A 12,842-nucleotide genomic window follows, 5' to 3' on the forward strand; every position below is an offset into this window, starting at 1 on the left:
GCGCCCGAGCGCGCCGCCCCGCGCCCGCCGGCGCCAAGCTTCCCACGCGCGACGCCGACGGCGCGCAGCGCAGAGCCCGGCGCGCCGCTTGGGGTGCCGGGTAGCCAGCCGCCGCACGGCGCCGCCTATCGCGCGCCCGAGGCACCTACCGAACCGCTGCGTGCCGAGCGCACGGCACCGCGTGCCGAGCCGCGATCGCCCGAGCCGTCTCGCCGCGACAGCCATCCTGCCGAAGACGAGGCTCCGCTTGTCGGCGTGGTCGGCCCGGCCGCCGAAACGCCCGCCTCCGCTCCCCCTTCCGCGCGCGAGCGTCGGCCGCAGGCCGATGCGACGACCGCCGGCGAGCCGCGCATCGGGCGCGGGGCGCTTCGACCGGCCAGCCCGGTGCCGGCGTCCGCCGACGCGCGAACGGGCACACCTTCGCCCGGCGCCATGCTGTCGGGCATCCCCGAGGCCGATCTTGCGGCGCCCCGCTATGCGCCCCGTCGCCAGGCCGCACGCAGCCGCCCGCCGCTTCTCGCGGGCGTGGCGGTGGTCGCGCTGATTGGACTCGGCGCACTCGGTTGGGTGTATCTCGACGACATCCGCTCGGTGGTGCTCGGGTCTCCGCAGACAGCTTCCGTACCTGCGGGCACCGCCCCCGGCCAGACCACCGACAGCGGGGAAGCCGCCGCGCCCGTCGGCGGCACGGCGCCCGAAACGGCGGCGCCGCCGAGCGGCGTCGTCACGGACACCGCACCCGCGACCCCTGCCACGACGCCGCCGGCGCCGGGCGGGCGTCAGTTCACGCAGCGCCTCTTGCCCGATGGTTCCGAGGTCGACGAAGGCCCGGGCGCCAGCGCACCCAACGCCTTCGAAGAAGGCACGAACGTCGCGACCGCCACCATATCGGCACCTCCGGAATCACCGCCGCCCACTGCGACGACCCCCGCCGAGACGCCGGCTGCGCCGAGCGCGACAACCGCACCGCAGGCGCCGGCCGGTGCACCAGCGGTGGCGTCCGGCACCGTGCCGGTCGGTCAGCGCGCCGTGTTCTACGAGGAGCGTTCGGCCGATCGCGAAGGCAGCCAGCAGAACGGCAACGTCGTCTGGAGCCTCGCCAGCGAGCCGCCCGCCGACGGTCAGGCGGCGGAACCGGCGATCCGCGCCGTCGTGGACGTGCCCGACACCAACCTGAAAATGACCCTGACGATCCGTCGCAACGCCGACACGACGCTGCCCGCCAGCCACGTGATCGAGATCATGTTCGACACCCCGGCCGGTTTCCCCGGCGGACAGATCGAAAACGTCCAGCGTCTGGCGCTGAAGCCGACCGAACAGGCGCGCGGCGAGCCCTTGATCGGTGTCGCCGGCAAAATCTCGGACGGGTTCTTCATCATCGCGCTGAACGACCTGCCGCAGGCCGTTCAAAGCAATCTCGCGCTGCTCGGCAGCCAGGAGTGGATCGACATCCCGATCGCCTACGCGTCCGGCCAGCGCGCGCTGATGTCGATCGAGAAGGGCATTCCGGGCGAGCGTGTGTTCCGCGAGGCGATCGAGGCCTGGAACGGGCGCACCTGAGCCGCCTTCCGCCTCTCCAGACGAAAGAAAGGCCGGTCTCGCGGGAGACCGGCCCTTCGTTGTTTCATAGCCCTGGACGGCCCGCCGTCAGGCGTGCGCGTCCTCGACGACGCGGAGCGAGCGGCGCGTGGCTTCGGCCGTGTCCTGCACGGCCTTCTGCACCTTCTCGAACGCGCGCACCTCGATCTGGCGCACTCGCTCTCGGCTGATGTCGAACTCGCCGGACAGGGCTTCCAGCGTCAGCGGGTCTTCCGCCAGCCGGCGCGCCTCGAAGATCCGACGCTCGCGGTCGTTGAGCACGTCCATCGCCCGGTGCAGCATGCCGCGGCGCTGCTGAAGCTCGTCCTGCTCGACGAGAACGTCCTCCTGGCTTTCCGACTGATCGACCAGCCAGTCCTGCCACTCGCCGGATTCGCCTTCGGTCGCACGGATCGGAGCGTTCAGCGACGCATCGCCCGACAGGCGGCGGTTCATCGACACGACCTCTTCCTCGGACACGCCGAGCGAGGTGGCGATCTGCTGCACCTGATCGGGCCGCAGGTCGCCCTCGTCGAGCGCCTGAATGCGGCTCTTCATCTTGCGCAGGTTGAAGAACAGGCGCTTCTGGTTGGCCGTGGTGCCCATCTTCACGAGGCTCCAGGACCGCAGGATGTATTCCTGGATCGAAGCCTTGATCCACCACATCGCATAGGTCGCCAGGCGGAAGCCGCGGTCGGCGTCGAAGCGCTTGACCGCCTGCATCAGCCCGACATTGCCCTCGGACACGACCTCGCCGATCGGCAGGCCGTAGCCGCGATAGCCCATCGCGATCTTCGCCACGAGGCGCAGATGGCTCGTCACCAGCTTGCCCGCCGCGTCGCGGTCGTCGTGCTCGGCATAACGCTTGGCCAGCATGTATTCTTCGTTCGGTTCCAGCATCGGGAAACGCCGGATCTCGTCGAGGTAGCGGCTCAGACCGCCTTCGCCCGACGCGATGCTGGGAAGATTGGCTCTCGCCATATGGAACCCTCCTTCTGCCCTGATCGCTCGTTTTTCCGAGCCGATCGGCTGCGGACGCCCTGAAGGCGCAGTCCGCCGAGCTTCGATATGGTGACTCTATGCCCGGATTACACGGCCCGACTGGGGCAAACGAAGGTTACATTTCGTTCACAGAAGGCACGCGTCGAAGCGTGCGGCCTCGTCGTGGTCGCGGGCGTCTCAGCCTTCCAAACGGGCGAGCGCTTCCAGAAGTTCCTGCATGTCGTCCGGCAACTCTGTCTCGAACTCCATCGGCTCTCCACTCACGGGATGCTCGAAGGCGAGGCGGAAAGCGTGAAGCGCCTGACGGGGAAAGGCCGCGACCACATCGCCCACTTCGCCGAGCTTCTTCGACTTGGTGCGGAAGTGCGCGCCGTAGACCTCGTCGCCGATCAAGGGATGGCCGATATGGCTCATGTGGACGCGGATCTGGTGGGTGCGTCCGGTTTCGAGGACGCAGGCGATCAGCGCGGCGTTGGCGCCTTCGGTGCCGAACCGCTCCAGCACCTCGAAATGCGTGACCGCATGGCGGGCGTCCGGCCGCCCGTCCTTGACGACCTGGCGTTTGGTGCGATCAGAATTGGACCGACCGAGAGAGGCTTCGACCGTGCCGACGGGGCGCGAGGGCACGCCCCAGACCACGGCTTGGTAGGCGCGCTCCATCTTGCCGTCCTGCCCGTGGGCCGCGAACTGCTTGGCGAGCGAGCGATGGGCGGCGTCGGACTTCGCCACGACCATGACGCCGCTCGTCTCCTTGTCGAGACGGTGGACGATGCCCGGCCGCTTCACCCCGCCGATGCCCGACAGCGTGTCGCCGCAATGGAAGAGGAGGGCGTTGACGAGCGTGCCGGTCCAGTTGCCGGGGCCGGGATGGACCACCAGCCCCGCCGGCTTGTCGAGGACCACGAGGTGTTCGTCCTCGTAGAGGATCGCGAGCGGGATGTCTTCGGCCACGGGTTCGGGCGCCTCGGGCTCGGGCACCGCGAGCCGCACCGTCTCGCCCGCCGCGACCTTGCGCTTGGGAAGGAGCACGGGCGTCTCGTCGACGCGCACCTGACCGTCCTCGATGAGGGACTGCAGGCGCGAGCGCGACAACTCGCCGCCGAGCGCGGTGGCCAGGAACTGGTCGAGCCGTCGTCCGGCTTCCTGCTCCGAGACGACGAACTCGCTTGCGTCCGTTTCGTCTCCCCCTGTACCAACGATCGACATCTGACACTCCAGCGGCGCGGGAAGAACGTGACGGGAAACCTAGACAACGACGGCGTACCGCCCGATCCGGCCTTCGAGAAGGTGCGGCGCAAAATGGTCCGCCTGCTGGGCGTTTCGATCGCCGTCCTGTTCGTCGGGCTTATCGCGGTTCTGAGTGCCGTTGTCTATCGCACCTCCGACGGCGAGGGCAGCCGTCGTGCCGGCGGCACGCTGCCCCCGGTGGCGATCGGTGCGGGCGCGCGAATCACAAACGCCACGCTGGACGGAGACCAGGCGCTTCTCACCGTGGAGCGGGCCGACGGGGGGCAGGACCTCCTGCTTCTCGACCTCGCCAGCGGCGCCGTGGCCTCGCGTTACCCGATCGCGGCGACGGATGCGGCGCCGGCCGCCGAAGGCGCGAACTGACCTGCAGAATCCGCTTGCCAATCCGGAAGGGGCCGACTATACACCCGATCACTGGTTCGCGCCCATCGTCTAGCGGTTAGGACGGCGCCCTCTCACGGCGCAAACAGGGGTTCGATTCCCCTTGGGCGTACCAGTTTTCTTCCTTCCGATATCTGGTTCGAACTTGCTGCCGGTTTTCTGCCGCGACCATCCCTTGCGTGCGGGCTCGGTTCGTCGGATCAGGCGGAGCGGGCGCCGTGTCCGCTGCGAGGAGAGGGCGGGACGGCATGGCGATGGAAGAGACGTGGGCGGGCTCTGGCGCCGTCATCGACATCACCGATCCCGACGACCAGCGCATCGCAGCCTTTCGCGACGTGCGTGAGCGCGACCTCACGCGGCACGGTCAGTTCATCGCTGAAGGGGCGGTGGTGCTCGATCAGATCCTCGCCTCGCACCGCTTCCGGCCGGTGGCGCTTCTGGTGCTGCGCGAGCGGTTGGCGGGTCTTGCGCCGCGCCTCGGCGCTCTGCCGCGGGAAACGCCGGTCTATCGTGCCGAGCGGGACGTCTTCGACCGGATCGCGGGCTTTCCCGTGCATCGCGGTGTCATGGCCCTTGCAGAACCCGTCTCACCGGCGGCCACGACCGATCTCGATGCGGCCTTGGCTGCGACGCTGGCGGCAAGCGGCAGCGTCGTCGTCGCCTGCGGCCTCTCCAACCACGACAACATGGGCGCGATCTTCCGCAACGCCGCGGCGTTCGGCGCCGGCGCCGTGATCCTCGACGAGCGCGCCTGCGACCCCCTCTATCGAAAGGCGATCCGGGTTTCGGTCGGAACGGTGTTCACCGTGCCCTTCGCGCGCTGGGGTGGCGCGGAAGCGATCGCGGAGCGTCTCGCCTCGCTCGGCTTCGAATGTCTGGCGCTGACGCCCGGTGCCACCGAGCCTCTTTGTTCGATTCGCGACAAGACCCCGCGCGCTCTGTTTCTCGGCGCCGAGGGGGCGGGGCTGAGCGAGGGCGTGATGGATCGCTGCCGGCCGGTGCGCATCGAGATGGCACCAGGGCTCGACAGCCTCAACGTCGCGACTTCCGCCGCGGTCGTCCTGCACCATTTGGGGTTTGCGCCGCAGCCTTGACCGGCGCCTCGTCCGCCTGAAGCCGGCGAACCCGGTCGGCGAGGAGCGGCTCGCCTCCTTGCGCGGGCGGCGCCTCGGCGATGATGCGGGCAAGCGAGGAATCCTTGCCCTCGACTTTGATGCGATCATGGATCACGCGCGCCGCAATGTCGCCGATGCGCTCGCGGATCTCGGCATGATCGGCATTCGTGGGTTTGGCCCCGCCCGTGCGCGCGATGGCCGCCCGCAAGCGGCTGCTGCCGGTCGATGGTGCCACGCCTTTGGCGTCGGTTGCGGGCGCCGATGCCGGGGGCGGCAGGGCGATCTCGTTGCCGGACTTCGAAGTCGGGGCGACCGCCACTGTCGTTGTTTGCCCAGCGGAGGAGGCAGCCGCGGTAGTAAATGATGCCGCTCCGGTGGTTTGCGCCCGGAGGGGGGCTGCGAGATCCGCAAGCCGCGCCTCCGCGCTGGCGAGGCGGAAGCGCTGTTCGTCGAAGCGTTCGCTGAGAGCTTGATGCTTGCTGGAGAGACCGGCCAGTTCCGCTTCGCGCCGATCCAGCCGCATGCCCAGGTCCTGGCGCGCCGCCAGAAGGACGTCACGCTCGGCGGTGAGCGCTTTGAGCTCCTCTTCGAGCCGACGGGTTCGGCCCGAGCCTTCCTCGATCTGCCGCGTCAGGTCGGCCTGACGGGCAAGAAGCTGGCCGTTCTCCAGGATCGCACGCCCGGCCTCGGCCCGCTCGCGAACGGCCTTCTCGTGCGCCGCGCGCTGATGCAGCGCGTCCTTGCGCATCTCGAAGGCGGCGCGTGCGCGGGCGGCGTCGATCTCGCCCTGCATCTCTCGCACGGATGTGGGGATCGATGCCTGGAACTCTCGCCGGGCGAGCCGTTGGGCGTTGCTCCAGAGGACGGGGGCGAAGACGAGGGCGACGAAACTGGCGACGAGGGCGCCGAGTGCGAAGACGAGCGCGGTTGCGATCATGGAACAGTCGACCTCGTGCCTGGCACCTGCCTATCGACCGGGCTTCCTCGGGGAGAGGCCCGGTCGCCAGCCCGCGAAGGCCGCATCCGATTGTCTTACGTCAATCCGGTGCGCCCTGCCTAGAGCATCGCAAGGCAGGGTCGGGGCGCCATTCCGGCGAGGATCGCCGCAGCATTCGCAGGCTGGCAACCCTGCCTCAGAACGGGTTCCAGGTCGCGTTCGGGGTCAGCTTGAGATAGCCGACATTGACGCCAAGCCGAGCGCCGAGGCCCGTGCGAATCGGGACGAGGGTGATGGCGTCGCGCTGCAGGAAGGTCATGCCGACGCCGCCGACCAGGTAGGCGCTGCCGCTCATGCCGATGAAGCGACCGTAGACGCCTTCGACGGACGGAAGGTTGTAGACCAGCATCATGGTGCGCGCGCCGTCGCCGCCGGCGTCGAAGCCGATGGATGGCCCCTGCCAGTAGATGCGATGCTCGCCCGCGTTCTTCGTGAAAAGCGTGCCCTCGCCGAAGCGCAAGCCGCCGATGAAGGCGCCGGAGCCCTCCTCGCCGAGGATGTAGCCGTTGGGAAGGCCGCGCTCCTGGAAGGCGCGTTCGATCACGGTGGCAAGCCCGCCCGCCGTCGCGCCGAAGAAGCGGTGCCCTTCGCCGACGATCTCTTCCATCGTGTAGCCGCCGCTCTGCGCCTGCGCGGCAGCCGGCATGGTCGTCAAGGCGAGGGTCGCCGGTAGCGCCGTGGCGGCGAGAGCGGCGAAGGCGAGGCGGCGGACCGACCGGGTCATGCGGTTCATCGGGAAATCCTTCCGAAAGCTCTGGCGACCCGCGCGCATCAGGCGACGGGGCGACGGTCTCCTCCACAACTTGCGCGCTCCATGGTTTCCGCTTTCCTAACGAGAGCCGCCTGCCGTTACGGCAGGTGTCGTTCGGATGCCACAGGCGACGGAAAGGACGACCGGGAGGCGCCTTGGCCTCGCGGCCGGGCGGGCCGGCGTGATAGGCCGGTCATGTCGCATTTTCATCGAATGTTAACCAGGACGGAACGCCGATGTCGAACCTGCCCGCCTTGTCCGCGCCGGATCTAGCGGCTCTCCTGGCCAGCCGCCTCTGCCACGACATCATCTCGCCCGTCGGCGCGATCCAGAGCGGGCTCGAGCTTCTGGACGACATGCCGGACGATCCGGAGTCAATGGCCCTGGTGCGCTCCTCCACGAAGAGCGCCGTCGCCAAGCTCCAGTTCGCGCGCATCGCCTATGGCGCGTCCGGCTCGTCCACTGCCCAGATCGACATGGGCGACGCCAAGTCGGTGGCCGAGGGCTGGATGTCCTTCGAGAAGGCCAACCTGCAGTGGACGGGCGAGCGTGCCTATGTTCCGAAGAACATCGCCAAGCTGGTGCTCAATCTCCTCGTCGTCGCCAACGCCTCCGTGCCGCGCGGGCGCGAGGTCGACGTGACGATCGAGCAGCTGGAGCCGGTCGCCCGCTTCACCATCGCCGCGCGCGGCAAGCCGCTGCGCGTGCCGGCGAAGTTCCGCGAGCTTCTGGCCGGCGAAGCGGTGCCGGAATCGATCGACGCCCATGCGATCCAGCCCTATTACGCGCTGCTGCTCGCCCGCGAGGCCGGCCTCTCCGTTCGCCTGGACCAAGGCGACGAGGAAGTGACCTTCCACGTCGAGCCCGCCGCCACGGCTGCGGAGCCGGAACAGTCGGTCGAAATCGACGGATCGCGTTGACGGATCGCTAGGCGTCTCCGTGAACCGCTCCCTAAAGATCGACTGCTAGGGTCTCTCCCATACGCCGGGCCTCGAGGTCCGGGTCGAGCGGGAGCCGTGCCATGACAACCTGCCTGGTGATCGACGAATCCAGCATCGTCGCCAAGGTCGCCGCCCGCATCCTGACGGGGATCGACCTGACGACGGTCGGCGCCGAGAGCGTGGCGGGGGCGGCGCGGCTCCTGGCCGAGCCCGGCGCTGCTGCTCCGGTACTGGTGCTGGTTTCGGCCTCTTTGCAGAACACCACGGTGGACGCGTCGGTTCGCGCCCTGCGGGCCGATCCGAGGACGGCTAAAGCCAAGATCCTCGTCTCCCTGGTGGAGTCCAATCTCGGCACCATGACCCGCGCCAAGCGCGCCGGCGCCGACGGCTTCATCTTCCGTCCCTTCGACCGCGCATCGCTGCTCGAATGGGTCGGTCCGTTCGTTCAGGCGGCCACGCCCGTCGCCGCATGACCCGGACGCGCCAAAGCCCGCCGTTCCCTTGAGGGGAGGCGGGCCTGGCGATGCGATGCTGTCGGCTGTCGGATCAGGCGGCGCGGGTGTCCGCTTCGGGCTCGCGGAGCACGTAGCCACGGCCCCAGACGGTCTCGATGTAGTTCTTGCCTTCGGTGGCGGTGGCCAGCTTCTTGCGCAGCTTGCAGATGAAGACGTCGATGATCTTCAACTCGGGCTCGTCCATGCCGCCATAGAGGTGGTTCAGGAACATTTCCTTGGTGAGCGTCGTGCCCTTGCGGAGCGAAAGCAGCTCCAGCATGGCGTATTCCTTGCCCGTCAGGTGGACCCGCTGTCCGTTGACCTCGACCGTCTTGGCGTCGAGGTTCACGGTGAGGTCGCCGGTGACGATGACCGACTGGGCATGGCCCTTCGAGCGGCGCACGATGGCGTGGATGCGGGCGACCAGCTCGTCCTTGTGGAAGGGCTTGGTCATGTAGTCGTCGGCGCCGAAACCGAGGCCGCGGACCTTGTCCTCGATGCCGGCCATGCCGGACAGGATCAGGATCGGGGTCTTGACCTTGGCAAGACGCAGCGTCCGCAGCACCTCGTAACCCGACATGTCGGGCAGGTTCAGGTCGAGAAGGATGATGTCGTAATCGTAAAGCTTCCCGAGATCCACGCCCTCTTCGCCGAGGTCCGTCGTGTAGACGTTGAAGCTCTCGGACTTCAGCATGAGTTCGATGCTCTGCGCGATCGCGCTGTCATCCTCAATCAAAAGAACGCGCATCAGTTAAATCCTCTGCATCAGCCCGGCCGGGGCGAGTCGTCCGACTAGGTTGGAGTTCGTCTTGGAGCTAGAACGCATCGTGCCCGTAAATGGTTAACAATGCCTTCCGCCCAAATCCTTTAATCAACCGAGTCTTTCGATCTGTGTTCGCATCGCGGCGAAGCTGTGTGGCATCGGTGACTGAAAACACGTTGCTCCCTCCCTTCGACTTGAACCTGATCGGTTTACCCTGCCTTAAATGATCCGTGGCTATGATTAACGGCGCGCGTAAACAGACGGTTAAGGTGTAGCCGCCGAGGCTTGCCTGAAGCCGCAGACGCTTCGCGAAACGGGGGTTCATGTTGAGAGCCTCTATGGAACACAGGAGATGAGGGCGTCATGGCCAAACGTGACAACCTGGTTCGGCTGGCGCGCTTCAAGGTTGCCGAGAAGCGCAGGCAAGCCGACCAGCTGCAGATGATGCTCAACGAGTTCGAGCGGATGGCCGGCGAGCTCGACGCCCAGATCGCCAGCGAAGAGAAGAAGTCCGGCATCACGGACCTCGCTCATTTCGCCTACCCGACCTTCGCAAAGGCCGCGCGCACCCGCCGCGACAACCTCACGAATTCGGCCGGCGATCTGCGCATCCAGATGAACGCCGCGCGAATCGCGCTGGAGGAAGCGGAGGCCGAACTGGTCAACGCCGAGAAGCTCGAGCAGCGCGATGCGGGGGAGGAGCGGCGGACCGCCGTGGCCTGACCCTCCAGGACAGCGGTACACCCCTATCGAAAGGGCCCGGCGCGAAAAATCGCCCGGGCCCTTTTTCGTGCGCCGAGTTTTCTGCCACGCGTCGCGAGCCCAAGAAAAAAGGCCGGCACCTTTCGGGCCGACCTCTCGTCATCTCGCCGCCGGGCGATCGATCAGTGAAAATCGATCTTCTTGCGGTATTCCTGCAGCTGCGTGGTGCGCAGGCCTGCAAGGCCATGGCTGTCGATAGAGGCCTGCCACGACAGAAACTCTTCGACGGTCAGGGTGTATCGCGAACAGGCTTCGTCGAGGCTGAGAAGCCCGCCGCGCACCGCCGCGACCACTTCCGCCTTGCGACGGATCACCCAACGCCTCGTGTTCGAGGGTGGCAGGTCGGCGATCGTCAGCGGACTCCCATCGGGTCCAATGACGTATTTCACTCTTGGTCTAACCTGATCGGTCATTGAACTCTCTACATTACGCAAAGACCTAATCGCCATGCCAAGCTAGACCAGCGGCTCTAAACATTCCGCTAAGCCGTTATTAGCAATTCGATAACAGGTTGAATCAAGCTTGGCCGCAGCCCAAGTTATGCTTGCGCCGGCGATCCGCCGCCGGAAACGCCGGGATTGCCGAAAGGTTGGCACGTCGGCGCGGCCGGATTAAAAGAGGCGCATACCTGCCGGATCGTCCGGCGCAGCCGAGTTTGCCTTCCATGCTGAACAGCCTCGACTTGCCGAAGGCGCCCGCCGACACGCGCGTCGTGGTCGCCATGTCGGGCGGCGTCGATTCGTCGGTCACCGCCGCCATCCTGAAGGCGGAGGGCTACGACGTCGTCGGAATCACGCTCCAGCTCTACGACGGCGGCGCTACCCCGAAGCGCGCGGGCGCCTGCTGCGCCGGGCAGGACATCGCCGACGCGCGTCGCACGGCCGAGATCGTCGGCATTCCGCACTACGTCCTCGACTACGAGGAGCGGTTCCGCGAGGCGGTCATCAACCCGTTCGCCGAAAGCTACCTGGCGGGCGAGACGCCGATCCCGTGCGTCGCCTGCAACCAGACGGTCAAGTTCCGCGACCTCCTGGCCACCGCGCGCGATCTCGGCGCCGACGCTCTGGCGACGGGGCATTACATCCTGTCTCGTCCCAACGGCGCGCATCGCAGCCTCTACCGCCCCGCCGACCTCGACCGCGACCAGAGCTACTTCCTGTATGCGACGACGCAGGAGCAGATCGACTTCCTGCGCTTTCCCCTCGGGCGGCTGACCAAGCCGGAGACGCGCGAGATCGCGGCCCGGCTTTCGCTCGGCGTCGCCTCCAAGCCCGACAGCCAGGACATCTGCTTCGTCGCCAAGGGCCGCTACAGCGACGTCATCTCGCGGCTGCGGCCCGAAGCCGGAGAGCCCGGGGAGATCGTGCATCTCGACGGCCGATCGCTCGGTCGCCACGAAGGCATCGTGCACTTCACCATCGGCCAGCGGCGTGGCCTTGGCATCGCCTCGGGCGAGCCGCTCTACGTCGTCGGCATCGATGCCGGCGCGAACCGCGTCACCGTCGGTCCCCGCTCGGCGCTGGAAACGCGACGCCTGGGGCTTCGCGCGGTCAACTGGCTGGGTTCCGCACCGATGCCGCGCCCAGGCGAGGACGGCATCGACCTTTTCGTCCGCATTCGCTCCACCCGCCCGCCCGCGCCCGCCCGCCTTTTCGGTGGGGCGGACGGCGTGCCGGTGGTGGAGCTTCTGACCGGCGAGGACGGCGTCTCGCCCGGCCAGGCCTGCGTCTTCTATGCCGGCGAAGGGGAGGGGGCGCAGGTACTCGGCGGCGGTGTGATCGCGCGCACCGAGCGGGCGCTGCCGGCGGTGGCGGCCGGCGAGAGCCTCGTCGCCTGACGCCTCAGGCCGTTTTGCGGGGCGAGGCGGCCTCCAGGATGCGCACGGTCTCGACCGCCTCGTCCGCGCCGGTGCGCGGGGCTTGGCGCGTGGCGACGCATTCGAGGAAATGGCGAAGCTCGCGATCCAGCGGCAGGCCGGGTTCGGTGTCGAGATAATCCGCATCCGCCGATTGGAAGGCGAAAGCCGCGCCGTCGCGCCAGACGCGATGCCCGTGGAAGGCGAGCTTCTGTCCCTCCGGGGCCAGATCGTCGAAGGTCAGCATGCCCTCGGTGCCGACCACCGAGAAGCGCCGGTCGCGGAACGGCGAGACGCGCGAGACGTGGATCTCCGCGCCGATGCCCGATGGGAATCGAAGGGCGATGTCGGCGACGTCGGTTTCGTCGCTGAGCACCGTGCGGCGGAGCGTTTCGATACCGGAGGGATGTTCGCCCGCGATCTGCAGTACGAGCGACAGGTCGTGCGGCGCGAGATCCCAGACCGCATCCATGCCGAGGAAGCGCCCGAGACCGAGGCGCGTCGAAATGATGTGCCGCACCGTTCCGACACGGCCCTCAGCGACGGCCGCGTCCAGACGCTCGAACACGGGGTGGAAGCGCAGGACGTGCCCGACCATCAGGATGCGGCCGGCCTCGCTCGCCGCCTCGGCGGTCAGCGCCGCGTCGGCCGGGTCGAGGCCGATCGGCTTCTCGATCAGGACGTCCTTGCCGGCGGCGAATGCGCGGCGCGCGGTCGGGCCATGCAGCGACGGCGGCAGGGCCAGCACCAGCGCATCGATCCCGGGATCGTCGAGAAGCGCGTCGAGGGTGACGGCCGGGACCGCGAAGCGCTCCGACAGGGCGGCGGCCTTCTGCGCGGATTGGTCTGACAGGGCGGCGAGCGCCCCGATCTCCTTCAGCGTGCGGACATGGTTCTGACCCCATTGTCCACAGCCGACGACGGCAACGCGCGGTGTCATGACAGCTCCATCGGC

The 12,842-nt window shown here is 67.9% G+C and carries 14 protein-coding genes and 1 tRNA gene; 8 read left to right on the top strand and 7 right to left on the bottom strand.

Annotated elements, in window-relative coordinates:
* Positions 1 to 1,560 (top strand): hypothetical protein (locus AUL34_RS22585; protein WP_061933993.1); only part of this gene is annotated, 1,560 nt, incomplete at its 5' end.
* Between the two features lie 87 nt (positions 1,561 to 1,647).
* On the opposite strand, the gene rpoH is transcribed toward AUL34_RS22585, so the two are convergent.
* Together rpoH and AUL34_RS11755 are read right to left on the bottom strand one after the other, a co-directional pair.
* Entirely contained in the window at positions 1,648 to 2,559 is a 912-nt protein-coding gene (gene rpoH, locus AUL34_RS11750; protein ID WP_061933996.1) for an RNA polymerase sigma factor RpoH, read from the bottom strand.
* A 198-nt stretch (positions 2,560 to 2,757) separates the two neighbouring features.
* Positions 2,758 to 3,786 (bottom strand): RluA family pseudouridine synthase, encoded by a 1,029-nt coding sequence (locus AUL34_RS11755; protein WP_061933998.1) that lies wholly within the window; start codon positions 3,784 to 3,786, stop codon positions 2,758 to 2,760.
* 27 nt (positions 3,787 to 3,813) lie between these two features.
* Between AUL34_RS11755 and AUL34_RS22265 the strand changes: the two genes are divergently transcribed.
* From AUL34_RS22265 to AUL34_RS11770, 3 genes are all read left to right on the top strand, one after another.
* A complete protein-coding gene (locus tag AUL34_RS22265; protein WP_061934000.1) occupies positions 3,814 to 4,191 on the top strand; it encodes a hypothetical protein in 378 nt (125 codons plus the stop codon).
* A 58-nt stretch (positions 4,192 to 4,249) separates the two neighbouring features.
* Positions 4,250 to 4,324: transfer RNA gene (locus AUL34_RS11765), tRNA-Glu, on the top strand.
* 139 nt (positions 4,325 to 4,463) lie between these two features.
* On the top strand, positions 4,464 to 5,303 hold the full coding sequence (locus AUL34_RS11770) for a TrmH family RNA methyltransferase (RefSeq protein WP_061934105.1): 840 nt from the start codon (positions 4,464 to 4,466) through the stop codon (positions 5,301 to 5,303).
* On the opposite strand, the gene AUL34_RS11775 is transcribed toward AUL34_RS11770, so the two are convergent.
* Positions 5,242 to 6,261, bottom strand: a complete 1,020-nt coding sequence (locus tag AUL34_RS11775; RefSeq protein ID WP_061934002.1) for a hypothetical protein — start codon at positions 6,259 to 6,261, stop codon at positions 5,242 to 5,244. The two genes, AUL34_RS11770 and AUL34_RS11775, sit on opposite strands and share 62 nt — an antisense overlap.
* Before the next feature lie 196 nt (positions 6,262 to 6,457).
* Entirely contained in the window at positions 6,458 to 7,054 is a 597-nt protein-coding gene (locus AUL34_RS11780; protein WP_061934107.1) for a DUF1134 domain-containing protein, read from the bottom strand.
* 254 nt (positions 7,055 to 7,308) lie between these two features.
* Between AUL34_RS11780 and chpT the strand changes: the two genes are divergently transcribed.
* Both chpT and AUL34_RS11790 read left to right on the top strand, forming a co-directional pair.
* A complete protein-coding gene (chpT, locus tag AUL34_RS11785) occupies positions 7,309 to 7,992 on the top strand; it encodes a histidine phosphotransferase ChpT (RefSeq protein ID WP_061934004.1) in 684 nt (227 codons plus the stop codon).
* 101 nt (positions 7,993 to 8,093) lie between these two features.
* Positions 8,094 to 8,486, top strand: a complete 393-nt coding sequence (locus AUL34_RS11790) for a response regulator (protein WP_061934006.1) — start codon at positions 8,094 to 8,096, stop codon at positions 8,484 to 8,486.
* Positions 8,487 to 8,559: 73 nt separating this feature from the next.
* Here AUL34_RS11790 and ctrA read toward each other — a convergent pair whose 3' ends face one another.
* Positions 8,560 to 9,255 (bottom strand): response regulator transcription factor CtrA, encoded by a 696-nt coding sequence (ctrA, locus tag AUL34_RS11795; RefSeq protein WP_061934008.1) that lies wholly within the window; start codon positions 9,253 to 9,255, stop codon positions 8,560 to 8,562.
* Between the two features lie 378 nt (positions 9,256 to 9,633).
* Between ctrA and AUL34_RS11800 the strand changes: the two genes are divergently transcribed.
* Positions 9,634 to 9,993, top strand: a complete 360-nt coding sequence (locus tag AUL34_RS11800) for a flagellar export protein FliJ (protein ID WP_061934009.1) — start codon at positions 9,634 to 9,636, stop codon at positions 9,991 to 9,993.
* Between the two features lie 161 nt (positions 9,994 to 10,154).
* Here AUL34_RS11800 and AUL34_RS11805 read toward each other — a convergent pair whose 3' ends face one another.
* Positions 10,155 to 10,445: a DUF1153 domain-containing protein gene (locus AUL34_RS11805; protein ID WP_061934010.1), complete on the bottom strand. Its 291-nt coding sequence runs from the start codon at positions 10,443 to 10,445 to the stop codon at positions 10,155 to 10,157.
* Positions 10,446 to 10,696: 251 nt separating this feature from the next.
* Here AUL34_RS11805 and mnmA point away from each other — a divergent pair, with 251 nt between their 5' ends.
* Complete coding sequence (gene mnmA / locus AUL34_RS11810; protein ID WP_061934013.1) at positions 10,697 to 11,869, top strand: tRNA 2-thiouridine(34) synthase MnmA; 1,173 nt, start codon at positions 10,697 to 10,699, stop codon at positions 11,867 to 11,869.
* Positions 11,870 to 11,873: 4 nt separating this feature from the next.
* Here the strand turns inward: mnmA and AUL34_RS11815 are convergent, their stop codons facing one another.
* Positions 11,874 to 12,827 (bottom strand): Gfo/Idh/MocA family protein, encoded by a 954-nt coding sequence (locus AUL34_RS11815; RefSeq protein WP_061934015.1) that lies wholly within the window; start codon positions 12,825 to 12,827, stop codon positions 11,874 to 11,876.
* Between the last annotated feature and the right edge of the window lie 15 nt (positions 12,828 to 12,842).

The organism is Aureimonas sp. AU22 (assembly GCF_001463745.1).
GTDB lineage: Bacteria > Pseudomonadota > Alphaproteobacteria > Rhizobiales > Rhizobiaceae > Aureimonas.